Origin of the sequence: Chryseobacterium gossypii, from assembly GCF_041361455.1 — a bacterium.
GTDB classification, from domain to species: domain Bacteria; phylum Bacteroidota; class Bacteroidia; order Flavobacteriales; family Weeksellaceae; genus Chryseobacterium; species Chryseobacterium gossypii.
The window spans coordinates 1-16021 of the sequence record NZ_JBGCUR010000021.1 but is presented as its reverse complement, the minus strand read 5'-3'; the positions used below and the strand labels follow the sequence as shown (position 1 = coordinate 16021).

Annotated in this window: 17 protein-coding genes and 3 pseudogenes; 7 read left to right on the top strand and 13 right to left on the bottom strand. The window is 37.6% G+C overall.

Features of this window, described 5'->3' with window-relative positions; all coding sequences use genetic code 11:
• Window positions 1-630, bottom strand: coding sequence for a DUF4919 domain-containing protein (locus ABMQ40_RS11915; RefSeq protein ID WP_370899854.1), 630 nt, complete (start codon window positions 628-630; stop codon window positions 1-3).
• Entirely contained in the window at window positions 630-1853 is a 1224-nt protein-coding gene (gene hflX, locus ABMQ40_RS11910; protein ID WP_370899852.1) for a GTPase HflX, read from the bottom strand. Before hflX ends, ABMQ40_RS11915 begins: the two co-directional genes overlap by 1 nt.
• Window positions 1854-2064: 211 nt before the next feature.
• Between hflX and ABMQ40_RS11905 the strand changes: the two genes are divergently transcribed.
• The 4 genes from ABMQ40_RS11905 (at window position 2065) to ABMQ40_RS11890 (ending at window position 6352) form a co-directional block, all read left to right on the top strand.
• The gene (locus ABMQ40_RS11905; RefSeq protein WP_370899850.1) at window positions 2065-2751 is read left to right on the top strand and encodes a LytR/AlgR family response regulator transcription factor; all 687 of its coding nucleotides are present in this window, start codon (window positions 2065-2067) and stop codon (window positions 2749-2751) included.
• Window positions 2752-2910: 159 nt separating this feature from the next.
• On the top strand, window positions 2911-3396 hold the full coding sequence (locus ABMQ40_RS11900) for a T9SS type A sorting domain-containing protein (protein WP_370899848.1): 486 nt from the start codon (window positions 2911-2913) through the stop codon (window positions 3394-3396).
• A gap of 5 nt (window positions 3397-3401) precedes the next feature.
• The gene (locus ABMQ40_RS11895) at window positions 3402-5924 is read left to right on the top strand and encodes a beta strand repeat-containing protein (protein ID WP_370899846.1); all 2523 of its coding nucleotides are present in this window, start codon (window positions 3402-3404) and stop codon (window positions 5922-5924) included.
• Window positions 5925-5932: 8 nt separating this feature from the next.
• The gene (locus ABMQ40_RS11890) at window positions 5933-6352 is read left to right on the top strand and encodes a hypothetical protein (RefSeq protein ID WP_370899844.1); all 420 of its coding nucleotides are present in this window, start codon (window positions 5933-5935) and stop codon (window positions 6350-6352) included.
• Between the two features lie 73 nt (window positions 6353-6425).
• On the opposite strand, the gene ABMQ40_RS11885 is transcribed toward ABMQ40_RS11890, so the two are convergent.
• Window positions 6426-6917: an META domain-containing protein gene (locus tag ABMQ40_RS11885; protein ID WP_370899842.1), complete on the bottom strand. Its 492-nt coding sequence runs from the start codon at window positions 6915-6917 to the stop codon at window positions 6426-6428.
• A 19-nt stretch (window positions 6918-6936) separates the two neighbouring features.
• Between ABMQ40_RS11885 and ABMQ40_RS11880 the strand changes: the two genes are divergently transcribed.
• Window positions 6937-9144 carry a S46 family peptidase gene (locus ABMQ40_RS11880; RefSeq protein ID WP_370899840.1) on the top strand — a complete coding sequence of 736 codons (2208 nt, stop codon included), beginning with the start codon at window positions 6937-6939 and terminating at the stop codon, window positions 9142-9144.
• Between the two features lie 72 nt (window positions 9145-9216).
• A complete protein-coding gene (locus ABMQ40_RS11875) occupies window positions 9217-9693 on the top strand; it encodes a DUF1905 domain-containing protein (protein WP_370899838.1) in 477 nt (158 codons plus the stop codon).
• Between the two features lie 249 nt (window positions 9694-9942).
• Here ABMQ40_RS11875 and ABMQ40_RS11870 read toward each other — a convergent pair whose 3' ends face one another.
• A complete protein-coding gene (locus ABMQ40_RS11870) occupies window positions 9943-10281 on the bottom strand; it encodes a hypothetical protein (RefSeq protein WP_370899836.1) in 339 nt (112 codons plus the stop codon).
• A gap of 85 nt (window positions 10282-10366) precedes the next feature.
• Window positions 10367-11116 carry a hypothetical protein gene (locus ABMQ40_RS11865; protein WP_370899834.1) on the bottom strand — a complete coding sequence of 250 codons (750 nt, stop codon included), beginning with the start codon at window positions 11114-11116 and terminating at the stop codon, window positions 10367-10369.
• On the opposite strand from ABMQ40_RS11865, the gene ABMQ40_RS11860 reads away from it, so the two are divergent.
• Window positions 11055-11474, top strand: coding sequence for a hypothetical protein (locus ABMQ40_RS11860; protein ID WP_370899832.1), 420 nt, complete (start codon window positions 11055-11057; stop codon window positions 11472-11474). The two genes, ABMQ40_RS11865 and ABMQ40_RS11860, sit on opposite strands and share 62 nt — an antisense overlap.
• Window positions 11475-11511: 37 nt before the next feature.
• On the opposite strand, the gene ABMQ40_RS11855 is transcribed toward ABMQ40_RS11860, so the two are convergent.
• The 8 genes and pseudogenes from ABMQ40_RS11855 to ABMQ40_RS11820 form a co-directional block, all read right to left on the bottom strand.
• Window positions 11512-11841 (bottom strand): hypothetical protein, encoded by a 330-nt coding sequence (locus ABMQ40_RS11855; RefSeq protein ID WP_370899830.1) that lies wholly within the window; start codon window positions 11839-11841, stop codon window positions 11512-11514.
• Window positions 11842-12331: 490 nt separating this feature from the next.
• Window positions 12332-12865: pseudogene (locus tag ABMQ40_RS11850) on the bottom strand (hypothetical protein); the annotation flags it as partial.
• Window positions 12866-13488: 623 nt separating this feature from the next.
• Complete coding sequence (locus ABMQ40_RS11845) at window positions 13489-13920, bottom strand: hypothetical protein (protein WP_370899828.1); 432 nt, start codon at window positions 13918-13920, stop codon at window positions 13489-13491.
• Between the two features lie 2 nt (window positions 13921-13922).
• Window positions 13923-14423, bottom strand: a pseudogene (locus tag ABMQ40_RS11840) (hypothetical protein); the annotation flags it as partial.
• A gap of 49 nt (window positions 14424-14472) precedes the next feature.
• Window positions 14473-14763, bottom strand: a complete 291-nt coding sequence (locus tag ABMQ40_RS11835; protein ID WP_370899824.1) for an RHS repeat-associated core domain-containing protein — start codon at window positions 14761-14763, stop codon at window positions 14473-14475.
• Window positions 14754-14807: pseudogene (locus ABMQ40_RS11830) on the bottom strand (hypothetical protein); the annotation flags it as partial. The pseudogene ABMQ40_RS11830 and the gene ABMQ40_RS11835, both read right to left, overlap by 10 nt.
• A gap of 112 nt (window positions 14808-14919) precedes the next feature.
• Window positions 14920-15336, bottom strand: a complete 417-nt coding sequence (locus ABMQ40_RS11825) for a hypothetical protein (protein WP_370899822.1) — start codon at window positions 15334-15336, stop codon at window positions 14920-14922.
• 2 nt (window positions 15337-15338) lie between these two features.
• The coding region (locus tag ABMQ40_RS11820; protein WP_370899820.1) for a hypothetical protein at window positions 15339-16021 on the bottom strand (683 nt) is incomplete at its 5' end.

The following is a 16021-nucleotide window of genomic DNA, read 5'->3' as shown; positions in this document are numbered from 1 at the left end:
TTATAGGTCTAAATAAAGTATTTTGATATATATTTTGTCGTTACCTTTTTCCCAGATATCGATTATTCCGTCTTTAGCCGCTTTTGAGCCCCGGGTATACCCTTCGCCAATGTTCAGGACGTTCAGCAAAATATATTCATCCCCTACAGAGTTCACCATATAGGCGGTCTTTTCGGTTTTTCCGTCTCCGGAACTTTTTATCGCTTCGGCCAGGGTCCTGAACTGATTCAAATGATAAACGAAGTTGTCCTCATCCTTTTTTGAGTCATAAGCCCGAAGCATAATGAGCAAAATATCCAGATTGGTGGGATCTTTATCATACAGTACCTTTCCTTGCCTGATGCATTCATCAAAGTCTTTATTTTTAAAAGCTTCCGCAAGCTTTTTAAAACCTTCGTTTGATATTGAAACATTATCACTCCTGAAATTCCTGCCGTAATAAAGATACTGGCCTTCAATACTGTCCAGGGATTTCGAATAGCCTTTGTATTTAAATATCAGCTTGTCATAATTGTAGGGTGACTGAGGGTTATTAAGGTTCTTCTCAATGCTTTTAAAATCAACCTTTGGTTTCTGGCAGAACCCGAAAGCTGAGGCAAAAAGCAGCAGTAGGAAAAAAGGATATTTCATCAATTGTTATTTTCTTCGTCGTCATTGTCAAAATATTCGAAAAGAAAATCATTGTAAGGAAATCTTGAAATATGGATCTTCATTACCTCATCATAGATCAGTCTTTTCATCTCAGGGAAATTCTCTTTCGTCAGGGCAGAAATGAAAACAGTAGGATATTTCGATTTAGCCATCCAGGTTTTCTTCCATTCTTCCAAAGAAATATTTTTCCTGGTTGCCGGTGTAAGATCATCTTCATCTTTCTTCTCATAGCTAAAGTCATCGATCTTATTGAAAACCATGATCATCGGCTTTCTGTGTGCATCGATCTCCTGCAGGATCTGATTGACCGAAGCAATATGATCTTCAAAGCTCTCGTGGGAGATATCCACTACATGAATCAGCAGATCTGCTTCTCTCACCTCATCAAGGGTAGACTTGAAGGATTCAACAAGCTGTGTCGGCAATTTTCTGATAAAGCCTACCGTATCCGTCAATAAAAACGGAAGATTCCCGATCACTACCTTTCTTACAGTGGTATCAAGAGTAGCAAACAATTTATTCTCAGCGAAAACCTCGGATTTTGAAAGCGAGTTCATCAGGGTGGATTTTCCAACGTTGGTATATCCTACCAAAGCCACCCGCACCATTTTCCCCCTGTTGTTCCTTTGAGTGGCCATCTGTCTATCAATGGTTTTCAGCTTATCCTTTAGTAATGAGATCCTGTCACGGATGATACGGCGGTCTGTCTCAATTTCTGTTTCTCCGGGACCTCTCATCCCGATTCCCCCCCTCTGACGTTCCAGGTGGGTCCACATTCTTGTCAGCCTGGGTAAGAGATATTCGTATTGAGCCAGCTCCACCTGCGTTCTTGCATAGGATGTCTGTGCTCTTTGCGCAAAAATATCAAGAATAAGATTGGTCCTGTCCAGAATTTTCACTTCAAGCTCTTTTTCAAGATTTTTGAGCTGTGAAGGAGAGAGCTCATCATCAAAAATTACGGTTCCTATTTCGTTTTCCTTTACATAATCTTTTATTTCCTGTGCCTTGCCGCTCCCTACAAAAGTTCTTGAATCCGGTTGCGACAGCTTTTGAGTAAACCTCCTTTCAACCGTAGCTCCCGCCGTATAGGCGAGAAATTCCAACTCATCCATGTATTCCTGCAGCTTTTCCTCATCCTGGTCCTTGGTAATCAATCCTACCAAAACCGCTTTCTCATAATTATGTTCTTTCTTTTCTAGCATTAAATTCTGTCTATATTGTGAGATTTACAAGATAACATTTTCAGAAGAAAAAACAAAATCATTTTTCCAGATGTTACTTTTAAATGTTAAATAATCCATATCATACTGTTGATTTATAGAATTTTACTAACTTTATATTACTTTTTAAGTTGTATGCTTAAAATGTATAAAAACTAATATCCAGAGTATCATGATTCCCAATATAAGATGCATGATTATTGATAATGATGAGCTGGACAGGCTGGTTCTTCACCATTATCTGAGGCGATATGAAAATATAGAAATCGTTGCATCCTTTGATTCAGCTGAAAAGGCAATCCCCTATCTTGAACTTCCTGTTGATCTTTTATTCATCGAAACAAAGTTAAAGGGAATGGATGGCCTGGAATTCAGAAAACTGGCCCATAAGATCCCTGCATGCATCTTTATCAGCTCTCATGCTGAATTTGCCATTGACGCTTTCGAACTGGACTCTTTGGATTTTATCATAAAACCTTTAAAGCCGGAACGCTTTTGTATCTCGATGCAAAAACTCTTCGCTTTTTTTGAGATGAAGGAAAAATGTGATTGTTTTGATACCTTACTCGGTGAGAACAGTCTCAGGATAAAAGAAGGCAGTCATATTTTCCAGATTAAAATAACCGATATCCTGTACCTGGAAGCTTTAAAGGATTACACCAGGATTGTAACTCCTGAAAAAAAACATTGCATTTTAGATTCTCTCGGCAATCTGCTGCATAAAACCTTCTTTGATTCTTTCGTGAGGATACACCGCAGCTATGCCGTACCAAGACACCTCATCAGAAGTAAAACCAACCATGAGGTAGAGCTCATACATCAGATCAAACTTCCCATTGGAAGAGCTTATAAAGATAACCTGTCTTTTTTCAACCCTTAAACCAGGGTTTCTTCGGCTTTTAATTTTCCTGCTCATACCCCGCTTGCCATTCGTCGATTTTTTTTGTCGTTCATCTATTTTCCCCATACCGGTCTCTGATATATGGTAATTTAGTATTCCCAAATTATTCAACCCTTAGTAACCCAAAAAATATTTTATATGAAAAGAACATCTATTCACTGCTTCTTCCTTATACTTTTTACCATTTCCGTCAGTTTGCTGAAAGCGCAGTCTGCCGTTTTGGCCACAGGCGCAAATGCTACAGGAGGTAACGGTTCGGTCTCTTACAGCATAGGCCAGGCTGCCTATATGACCAAGGGGAGCAACAATAATATAATGGAAGGTGTACAACAGGCCTATGAAATCACTACACTCGCCACTGAAGAAACCTCATCATTATCTGAAAAAGGCATTTTACTTTATCCTAATCCGTTCAAAGATTATTTATATCTGGATTTTAAGGCTAACAGCTATAAAAATTCAGATTACGAATTGTTTGACGCTCAGGGAAAATTAATAAAAAAGGATAAGATCACCCGGTCAAAGTCTGAATTAGACTTTTCTTCCCTCCCGTCAGCAATGTATATGATCAGGATAAATCAGGAAGGTAAGAACATCAAAACATTTAAAATCATTAAAAAATAACTGCCATGAAAAAAATATTATTATTTATGGGGATCCTGTCCGGAATCTTTTTGGCTTCCGCGCAAGTGCCTGAAAAAATGAGCTATCAGGCTATTGTCAGGAACAATTCGGGACAAATCCTTACCAATCAAAGCATTGGAATCAGAGCAAGCATTCTGCAAGGCTCTCCGGCAGGAGCTGCCGTTTACTCCGAAAGGCTCACAGGAAATACCAACATAAACGGGCTTATCACTATGGAGCTGGGAACAGGAACAGTACTTTCGGGAAATTTTTCAACCATTGACTGGTCAACAGGGAATTATTACCTGAAAACAGAAACAGATCCCACGGGAGGAACAACCTATACCATCACAGGAACAAGCCAGCTGTTAAGCGTTCCGTATGCCATGTATGCGAAAACTGCGGGTGGAGGCGGCGGAGGCGGATTTGTCATTCCTTATTCCAACACGGTAAATAATGCCGGAAATCTGTTTTCTTTAACCAATGATGGCGACGGGACCTCCCTGGAAGGGGTAAATAACACTACAACTTCAAGTATTGCTGCCGTAAGGGGTATTGTAAACAGTACTTCACCCGGAGGTTTTGCTTCAGGAATCCGGGGAATAAATAACGGTACAGGAGGCCTTGGCGTCGGAGTCTGGGGAAGCCAGAACGGTAGCGGATGGGGCGTTTACGGCGTTACTCCGAACGGGCTGGGCGTTTACGGTAATTCCAGCGCCTCCGGATATGGAGTTTATGCGAACAGCAATTCAGGAACAGGCCTTAACGCAACAAGCGCCAATGGTATCCCCGCCACCATTGCTATTTTTAATAACGCAAATAATAATAACGTTCTTAACGCAAATACCGTAGGAAACGGAACAGTCATCAATGTTTCCACTACCGGGAACGGTGCAGGTGTGGAAAGCTCCACAGGAGCGGGTTTCGCATTGCACGGAGCGACCAACAGCCAGTCTTCTGCCGGTGTCGTAGGGGATAACAATGGCAACGGAGAAGCCGTAGTAGGCAGGAATACGAGTGATATTGCAGGTGCTGTGGTCGGCAGGAATGATGGCGGCGGATATGGAGTAAGAGGGTTCATAGCCACCAACACTTCAGGTACCGGTATCGGAGTTTACGGACAAATCGGCCTCAGTAACAGTACCGGGCGTGCAGGACGGTTTGAAAATACCAACCAGACCAATGATAAAAATGCTTTTGAAGTAGAGACCAACGGAAACGGGAATATTCCTGACAATACCCAGGGCAATGCCGCATCCTTCCTTGTGAATAACACCAATAGTGTAGCCGCTGCAGTAAGAGGGGAAGTTAAAACCATATTCGGGAACTTTGGTGCGGCGGGTATTTTTGGGGTCTCGTCAGGTACCGGAGGATATGCCGGATTATTCCATGCCTCCAACGTTTCAGGCAACGGTCCCGCATTAGTAGCCATTACAGATGGAAACGGAAATGCGATCACCGCTAATGCAAGTAAAGACGGGAATGGTGTTGAGGCCAATATTGACGGGGCCGGAAATGCCCTGTATGCCTGGGTTCCCTCATTCGCTACCGGACGGGCGGGACGGTTCAATATCTTCAATGAATCCAATACCAGCGATGTAATCACCGTAACTACCGTAGGAAACGGTATTGCAGGAAACTTCAAGGTAGACAAGGTTACCGGGACAAAAGCAGCCGTAAGAGGAGAGGTGAATTCTCAGTTTGCCAACTTCGGAACGGCAGGTATCTATGGAGTATCTTCAGGTACCGGAGGATACGCCGGATTATTCCACGCCAGTAACCCCGCAGGAAACGGCCCCGCACTGATCGCCATCGCAGACGGGAATGGAAACGGAATTACAGCCAATGCCTCGAACGGCGGAGACGGAGTAGAAACAACTGCCGACGGTACAGGAAATGCCATTTATGCCTGGACACCATCATTTGGTACAGGCCGGGCAGCCAGGTTTGTCAACTATAACGAATCCAATACCAACCCTGTGCTTACTGTTGAAACCCATAGCAATGGCTCAATAGCTGTTTTCAAATCCGGAAACCCGGGAACAGTAAATGTTGCCCGTATCAATTCCGCGGGGAGAGGTTTCTTTAACGGCGGCACCCAGAATAGCGGAGCCGATGTCGCAGAAATTTTTGATGTTGAAGGAAGCATTTCCGAATACGAAGCCGGAGATATCCTAATTATTTCAACAGATTCCGACAGAACCGTAGAAAAATCTTCAGAGCCCTATTCAAGCCTTGTAGCGGGAGTATATGCAACACACCCGGGGGTATTACTTACCGAAGAACACATTGATACCGATCTTTCCGGTAAAGTGCCGATGGGTGTTATCGGGGTGATTCCTACCAAGGTTTGCCTGGAAGGCGGAAAGATCAAAAGAGGAGACTTTCTTGTAACCTCATCCAGATCCGGAGTTGCCATGAAAGCAGATCCCGAAAGGGTAAAAGTAGGCCAGATCATTGGAAAGGCTCTGCAGGACTATGCGGGGGACGGGGTCGGAAAAATTAAAGTACTCGTAAGCATCAAATAATAACTATCATGAAATCACTATATATCATCGCTTTATTTACCCTGAGCATATCTGTTCATGCTCAAAGCAAAATAACTCCTGAATCTAATGACCAGGATCAGACATCAGTTTTAAGGCAGGCTAAAGAGTTCGAAGCCAGAATGCTAAAAGAAGCCCGGGAAAAAGCGGCCAAAAAAGTTCCCTCAACCGGATTGGTCTCCGACCATGGCATCGAAGCAAAACAGCAGGAGGCAAAGCCTCAGCCTTCCCGCGCCAGCTCCGGAAAACTATTACCCAATACAGCTACGCTGAAAGAAATACTGGCTACCATTCCCAACAGGCAAAACTCACGAAAAGCAAGCAATTCTAAAAACACAAGCAATCCTGTTGCCGGGTTACCCAATACCGCAACATTGGAAGAGATCAAAAAGACTATTCCTAAAAATTAATAACCAATCAGATTTTTCAGCTAATGAGGCCCGTGCTCTACCTGTACGGGCTTTTCATTTCCTGTGGTTCCAATCAGTCCCAATCCGCGGCAATAAATTTCATTGCATTCCCCTGTCCATCATGAAGAGTAAGAAAATGGCCTTCCACGGAATACCTTTTCATTTTGCCAGCTTTTTTTAGAAAAGACGTTTCCAGATCCATATTCTTACAGGCCATTGCGCTACTTTTCACTCCGGAAATTTTAACTTTCCCGTTGTTTTTAAATTCTGATGTGATCAATATTTTATTACACCCCATAAAAGCCGTTCCGGTAATATTCCCGTTTTCCGCTTTTGCTGTCAGATTGACCTCTGCTTTATTTTTTATCAGCTCATCTTTGGTGTAGTTTTCAAAAGAAATCAGCATCCATTCCCTCTTAAGGTACGGATTTCTGATCTGTACAGAAGAGCAGCCCCAAATGATTCCTGAAAACAAAAATAGAAATACCGCCTTTTTCATGGAGGGGATTCTTCCAATTTCATACCACGAAGGACGAAATACCATAAAAATTAGTAAATTAGCCACACAAAAATTATTTTATAAAATGAAAAGGATATTTCTACTATTCACTTTCTTGTTGAGTTTTGCTCAGATGAGAGCGGACGAAGGGATGTGGCTTTTAATGCTCATCAAAAGACTTAATGGTGTTGACATGCAAAAAGAGGGCTTGCATTTAACTCCTGAAGAAATTTATTCAGTTAATAATTCCAGCCTAAAAGATGCTATTGTAAGCTTTGGAGGTTTTTGTACCGGAGAAATCGTTTCTGACCAGGGACTGATCTTCACTAACCACCATTGCGGATACGGAGCTGTTGCAGCCGCCTCTACCCCGGAAAAAGACTATCTGAAGAATGGCTTCTGGGCAATGAAGCAAAAAGATGAGTTTCACGCAAAAGATCTTTATGTAAGGTTTTTAGTGAGAATGGATGATGCCACGCAGAGAATCAATTCCAAACTAAACAACAAAATGACCGCGGAAGAGAGAAAAGCCGTAATTGATGCCGAAACAAAGGCAATTCAGGCAGAGAACTCTGAAAACGGGAAATATACAGTAGTAGTAAAAGACTTTTTCAACGGTAATGAATTTTATTATTTTGTTTACCAGGATTATAAAGACATCAGATTAGTAGGAGCCCCGCCTTCCTCATTAGGGAAGTTCGGTGGTGATACGGATAACTGGGAATGGCCGAGACATACTGCAGACTTTACGGTTTTCAGAGTATATGCTGATGCAGCAGGAAATCCGGCTGAATATTCTCCAAAAAATGTTCCTTTAAAGCCTAAACATTTCCTTCCGGTTTCCCTTAAAGGAATCAAGCCGGGAGATTTCGCCATGATCCTTGGTTATCCCGGAAGAACCAACCGATACCTTACTTCTTACGGAATCCAGCAAATGGTTAATAAAGATTATCCGGCATGGGTTGAGGCTTCCAAACTGGCAATGGATGTGATGAAGAAGTATATGGACAAAGATAAAGCCACCCAGCTTAATTATGCTTCTCAATATGCCTCTGTAGCTAACTACTGGAAAAACAGACAGGGAACCATTGATGCCGTAGTTAAAAACGGAACTATCTCAGACAAACAGAAAATAGAAACCATATACAGACAATGGTCTGTACAACCGGGAAACACTGAATATGACGGTGTTTTGGAAGATATAGAGGCTTATTATAAGCAAGTTTCAAACAGAAATGTCGAAAGAAACTATATGGCCCAGCTTTCAAGAAATGCCAAATATTTTACGCTTGCCTTACAGGTAGGTTCCGTACTTAATAGCTATGCAGGACAGGATATGCAGGGAAGACTGGCGATGAAGCCAAAAGTGGAAGCTGCAATAAAATCAGCTTATGAAAACTTCAATACCAACCTGGAAGGAGAAATGCTGAATTCCATGGTAAGCCTGTATCAGACCAAAGTAAATCGGGATGTAGCCTCTCCTACCATTATGGGATTGGATGCCAAAAATCTTTCCAATGTGGCCTATTCTTCCATTTTTGCCAACAAAACGTCCGCTACCAATTTCCTTTTAAATCCGGACCGCTTAAAGCTTGATGCAGATCCGCTCTGGAAAATTGCCAAAGGACTTGTTGAAGACCAAAGGGTTTCTACAGAAAGATTCTCTAAAATAGACGATAACTTTGCTAAAAACAGCCGTTTATTCCTTGCAGGTCTGATGAAGGCCATGCCTGATAAAAAGTTCTATCCGGATGCCAACTCTACCATGAGACTGACCTACGGAACCGTAGACAGATTGCCTGTAAGAACAGACAGAAATTACTTCGGGGTTACAGACAATTATTATACAGATATGACCGGCCTTGTAGGTAAGTATAAGAAAGGTGACGAAGAATTTGATCTTCCGCAAAGAGTGATCGATCTTTACAACATGAAAGATTTCGGCCAATACGCAGATGCTGCCGGATACATGCCGGTGAACTTCCTTTCCAATAATGACATCACCGGTGGTAATTCCGGATCTCCGGTAATTGACGGAGACGGAAACCTTATCGGTATCGCATTCGATGGAAACAGCGAGGCATTGAGCGGAGATATCGTTTTCGAGCCTGAATGGCAAAAAACGATCAACGTAGATATCCGTTTTGTTCTTTGGGTAATAGACAAGTATGCCGGTGCAAGAAGGCTGATCGATGAGCTTCAACTGGTAAGAGGAGAAAATACGCCTGCTGATACTAAAACCCGTGCTGCCAAGCCTGAGCACTTAAAGAATACAGGCAAAAAAAGAAAATAATCTTAACTGATATATTGGAAACCGTGAATTTTGATTCACGGTTTTTTTTATTTTTGAACTTAAAATGATACAATGAACGGTACCCCTATAAAATTTAAAGCCATTATCCGGCAGAACGGGAACATGAATGCCGCATTTGTCGAATTTCCGTTTTCTACCGAAGAATTGTTCGGTAAGAAAGGGCAGGTAAAAATCAAGGCTATCTTTGACGGCAAAGCAGACTACCGGGGAAGCCTTGCCAGGATGGGATCTGACTGCCATATTCTGGGCCTGACCCAGGAAGTTCGGAAAAAACTGGGAAAGACTTTTGGAGATGAGGTTTCCGTAAGCCTTATCGAAGACAAGGAGGAAAGAGTAGTAGAAATAGCAGATGATATTGCTTCCACCTTTGATGAAAACCCTCAGGCAAAGGAGCTATTTGAAAAAATGAGCTATACCCATAAAAAAGAATATATCCGGTGGATCGAAGAAGCCAAAAAGCCCGAAACACGCGAAAACAGAAAAATAAAAATGATCCGGATGATCCTGGATGGAAAAAAAGGGGTTTAGACAGCCAGCTCCTTTTTATTGCCAAAACCTTTTTGCAGTTAAGTTAATTTATAGGATTTAGCTTTGTCAGGTTTTAATTCTCTTTTATATATAAGAAAGTAAAAAACAAACGCTTCACGACCTTATTGATACTTATATCCGAGATTACAAAACCCGTAAAATTCTTTAAAACAAAAACCACTGCTCTCACAGTGGTTTTTTATTTACATCCAAAGGGTTACAAACTTTAAGGAGCGATATTTATTTATATTAATTATCATAAAAAATCATCCCTAGAATTATATTATAATCTTCGCTACTAAAAATAGAACAACTTTTTTTCTCTCCATCAATAACCGATAATCTTACATTTTCTAAATCTGAATACTTCATTCGTTTTACCACTTCGGGTAAACCTTCATAATATTCTCCAGAATGAATGCTAAAATCAAATCTGTCATGATAAATTTCATATAAATGCTGCCTTGTCTGTGTAAAAGATATATTAAAAACATCTTTTTGATCTTTAATCTTATTAACATAATCTCTGACCAAATCTAAATAATTTCTTATTTCAAATAATTCGTTTATTATTTTGTCGTAGTTCATAATTGTTAGCTTTATTTTATATATGGAGTCCATGTACCAGTTCCTCAAGGTCTAATAAGTTGAGCTCCAAAAACAGGACCGTAGACTAGTACTTCCTGTTCACCAGCATGTCTATTAAAAAAAGAAAGTCTTGATATTGAAATTGATTGCTTAAAATGATACCTCCAGGACCTCTTCTAGATGCGAAATAATTTGCTACATCAATACTTGTACTCCAAGATGTATACATACTATTATTATCGCCAAAGTTATGTTCTTTTGCGGTTGCTGATCCTCCCATAGGAATAGCCATACCATTATAAGCGCTTGCTAAAGCTGGATGTTTTGCATGAACCCCTCTAAATAGTGTCATTTTTTGCTCTCTTCTTGAGGTGTCACCTTCTAATATCAAAGGTAGAGACCAAAGACCAGCTCTTAATGATCCTGCTAACAATCCTCTAATTGCAGCCCAACTTCCTACTGATGCTCCACTACTCCCTGTAGGTAGAGACATTGCTCCAGCAATTCCCATTGCGGTATTGGTTCCCCATTTATTCAGTTCACCCACGTAAGAATTAAACTGGCTTTGTATTTGGCTTCCCCATCCTGAACTGCTCCCTTTTAAAACTCCTTCAGGAATATTAATATAACCATCCAATGTTGTATTTAAGCTTAAATAACTTCCATCATAACCTAAGGAAATATTATCTCCATTTTCAAAGCCATATCCGGTATTGTACCAATTGCCTCCTAGCGCAAAACATTTATATTTGTAGATCCAAATATAAAAACTTATGAAAAATTTTACTGCAATAATATTATTCTTCTTTATAATAAGTTGTAATTTTAATAGCATTAATAAGAACAGAGAGGAAGATAAAAAAGATGCTGAAAAAATTACTCATCAGTTTTATGATTTGATTAAAGAAAATAATAAAGAAGAAGCAACTAAATTGGTTAGTACTAATTTATTTAAAGTTACTCCAAAAGATAAGTTTAATCAAATTCTTGATATATCATCTGTTGAATGTGGTGTTATCAAAAAATATTCTTTAATCCATTGGGAAACCATTGTCATAAAAGGTAATAATCCTAGAAGTGAGTACATATTGGTTTATAGTGTAAAAAGAACTAATAAAAACACCAAAGAAAAATTTACATTAAGAAAAGAAAATGATTCTATTAAAATATTAGGTTATAATATTGAATTTTAATAAAAATACCCTTCAATTAAATTGAAGGGTATTTTTACTATTTGTCAATGTTATAATTTTTGTAAAAATTATACTTTCCTGAAGTGCTTTTTCTATAAACATTATAACTTTTCGAATTAGCTTCTTTTGATATAGAATCTCCTACTTTTAATTTGATGCTGTCTAATATTGTAATATCAATTTTTAAACCATTTTCTAATTTATATTCTACTGTTCTTCTCTGCCAATTATTACTATCAACAATTTTACAATTTATTTTATTATTATAAAATTTGTTGTTATTATTTTTCCCGCTAAAATAAAAGTATAAAAATATTCCAATTAAAATTATAAAAGGATACGATCTCCAAATATTTTTAATTCTCATTACCTAAATTTAAAAATAGATTTAACAATAGGTGTGTATTGATAATTTCCCTGAAGGTTAATAACAGAAACAGGACTACCTTCAATACCTACTCCAATTTGCACTGAGAAGTTTATAAAACCTCCTTCACTACCAAAGGGGTTATTTAGATTCACAGGGGCATACGAAGCTCCGGCTGAGCCATCTAATATAAAGCCTAATCCTCCTGAAGCGCCAAAAGTATGACCTTGTAGACTGCCTCCAGCCGTAGTTCAGATTGTCATTGCTTTGCAGCTCTTTTCGGTTACAATACTTTTTTATTTTAATTTAAAATTAGGATGTTGAGAAATCAACACCCTAATTGTTTTAACATTTTTACTCCATTAAAAGAGTATAATACACCTTAACTTTTTGTCTTAAAAAAGATAGTAACTGTATATGCATGAAGAAGTGAAAAAGGAAAAAATAAAAAGTAAAACTATTAAAAATAGGGTTGTATTCTTCATATTAGTTATTTATTAAATATTTTAATTAATAATTGAAAATTATTGTTAACATAGTTTATTATATTTCCCATACTATTTCCGGTATAGCTCCCTATCCTTCCGCCAAAAGCTCTGTGCTCGAAGAAGTTTCCTACATCTCCATACGTGGCACTCAAACCTGTACTATCGTACTTCACCATTCTTTTTACATCATCCCCCCAATGGGCTGTTTCATGAGCAACAACACTTGACATATAAAGTAAGTTTGTTAAGCCCTTAACAGTGTTAGTATTTTTATCTGCCTTTTCAAACCATTGTGCTAATGGGGTATCAATTGCTGCGGTATTTCTTGTACTATTTTCCGTAACACCCCCAAATAGATATTCAGCATCCCCTAAAGTCAAATCCATGACTTTTAATTCCATTCCTTCTCCATACTGAAATATTTTTGATAATTCTTCTACAGAAAAACCACTTGCAGAACTCAAAGCTTTCATAAAATTACTGTCTCCTACCATTTTCGGCAGAACATTCTTCACAAAATCATAAAAGGCAGGATAGTTTTTCTGATAAAACTCTTCTGTCCCTTTCGGAAACTGAAAAGTGGGACTTCCTCCGCCATCTACAAAACCTACTCAACTTTTTGCAAAGTTCCTACTTCATTTTTCCCTCGCGCGAGCTTTACACTGTGAACGCCTGCTCTTGCCTGCTTTTCAAAGGTATAAGTTTCAGTTGAAAAAAATAAGCAAGGATTGCACACATTTTTGATTCGTGTAACGTGATGAACCATTTTTGTCAAAAACTTAAATTTATGGAACTTATTATTTGTTTTGTAGTATCAATGATTGTTTTAATCATCGTTTCTAATAACGTAGGTAAAGGATTAATTTTGCATCGGTGTTGCTGTTGTTGTAAATGTTAAAATGTGGGTAAAATAGCAGTTGGCTTTGCTTCGCTTACCGTATCTATTAAGATCTTCTGAAAAAGTTTGAAGCCATACAGGAAATGAGCGAAGAAGATAAAGCTTTGGTGACAAGGCTTCTTGATCTTACCATCAGGAATTTAATGCTAGAAAAGTGTATAAGTAAATGATAAACCCCACCGCAATGCGGTGGGGTTTATTTTATCTCTCGACACGGGCTACAAGCTCGCGTCAGCGGAGAATTAACGTTTCTGAAACATTTTATCTTGTAGTTCTTTCTAACGCTTCAATTAAATACCATTTTTGGTTTTTTTTACCTTTATTTAGAAAAAACCAAAGTGCTCTATTTTTTCCATATTCCCAAATAACAACAAAAGCCAAATCTTCATTTATGGTATATTGTTGAATACTGTAATCAATAAAATCATTTTTATCTGTGACAATGTTTATTGTTGGATCTTCAATATCATTTTTAAAAGTCAACGATTTATCAGTTACTAATTTTTTTGAATCTAAAATATTTATTTGATTTCCTGTTACAAATTTTTTTAAATTGTAAATGACAGACGGATTACTGAAGAATTGACTCTCAAAAGAACTATTTTCATTATTGTCAGTTTTAGTTTTAACACTTTGACATGATAAAACACTTAAATTTATGATTATTAATAAAAATGCAATTTTATTTCTCATGATTAATGATTAAATATTTTAGATAGTGTATTAAAATGTATTTTAATATATTGAGTAAGATTGTAAGAGGTTGCACCTATTTGCCCCATTTGTAAATGTCCTTTCGCTGGCTCAACTCCTTTAAAATCATTTTTAAAGACCCTATATTCAAAAGCTTCACCATGTTCTCCATTAAAATTATTTATAAAGTTATTCATTGCCTCTCCTGGACCTTTTATATTATGTCCCCAATGTGCTCCTTCATGACCAATCAATCCACTCATTAGAAATAAATTTGTAATTCCTTCAACCGATTTTGGGTCTTTATTTGCTTTTTCAAACCAAGTTAGTACCGTATTACTAATTGAAATACTATTTAAATCATCTTTATGATGTGACATAGTATAATCGTATTGTCCATTGGAAAATTCAACGTCCCAATCATGAAGAGTTGGACCTTGTCCATAAGTAAATGCTTTTGTTACTTCCTCTTGACTCATCCCGGTTATATCCATAAATGCCTTTAAAAAGTTGGGTCCTTAACATATTAGGCAACTGGTTTTTCACAAAATCCTAGAAAGCAAGATTGTTTTTCTGATAAAACTCTTCTGTTCCCTTCGGAAATTGGAAGGTAGGTGAACTTCCTCCACCACCATCAACACTAAAATTTCCTTCCTTTTCACTATCCCTTCCACCATTTGCTTTAGCCTGTGCAATAAGCATGGCTCCTAAAGAAACAGCTGCAGCATCAGTGAAAGTTACATCCCTTCCATCAGGATCAATAAACATAATAGGGTTGTTAACGGCATAGTTATAGGGAGACCATCTTCTGTATTTTTCAGCCATCGGATCTACTACACCCATCTCCCGATATCTGCCATATACATTCTGGCTCCATAATCATTCCATCCGGTTTCCTGCTGTAATTCTTTCCCGTTGTATTGGTATTTATATGTGTTATATTATAGTAATCTCTGAACATTCCTTTATTAGTAATGAAATGATTTTCATAATAATAATTTAATTCATTGATCCTTTAAAAATACTTAATAAAAACCACCATTTATCATCTTTATTATCTCTTTTAGAGGTATAAACTATATATTTTTTTTTCTCTGAATTAGCAAAAGATATAACAGATAAATTATCATTAATTATATAATCTGTCACGATTAAATAATTATTATTGTTGGGGATTGAATGAACAATTTTAATACACTTAGTTGAAGTATCTGAAGTGTAACTAAATTCTAAATCTGTCGCTGAAATTTTTTTGTCTTTATCATAAATTATGATACTATCTTCCTTAATAAAATCTCCTAAAGAATGAAAAGCGGTATAACTATTGAAAAAATAGTCGTTAAAATTTAAATCTTGTGCTTTTAATCCACTAATATTTAGAATTATTATAAGTAATATTAAAATATTTTTTTTCATAATTATTTATTAAAAATTTTGAATAATGTATTATAATTTTGTTTAATATAAGAATTGAAAGAGTCTGATGGTACACCTGGATCGCCAATTCTTTGTCGACTATTCATCAATTTCCTTTCAAAATAGTCACCAGGATCACCACCTAAATTTTTTGCCTTAAAAGAGGAATTAGTTCCGGCAGACACTCCCCAATGATTAATTTCATGGCCGATAAATCCTATCATTTGAACAACATTTGTGATTCCTTCAAGTGTTTTTGTATCTCTATTAGCTGCTTTAAACCAATTTAATGTATCAATATTTACTCTTACTAAATTAATAGGATAGGATTCAGGATTTTCACCAAAAGGATAATCGGCAACAGAAGCACCAATTTTATTATATCCCATTAATGCAAAATCTGTGTCACTTTTAAACATTTTCGTAAGTTCTTCTATAGAAAATCCTGAAGTATCACTTAGAATGCTCATAAAGTTTTTATCATTAACTATTTTTGGTAAAACATCCATCACAAAATCATAAAATTCAGGATAATTTTCTTTATAAAATTTTTCTGAATTTTTATCAAACTGAAAATTAGGACTCATAGTACCAATTAAATCTCCAACTGTGAGACTTCCTCCGCCTCCACCATTACCACTTAGAGCCCTGCTTATAAAATTATAGCCGGAATAATTGATAGGAT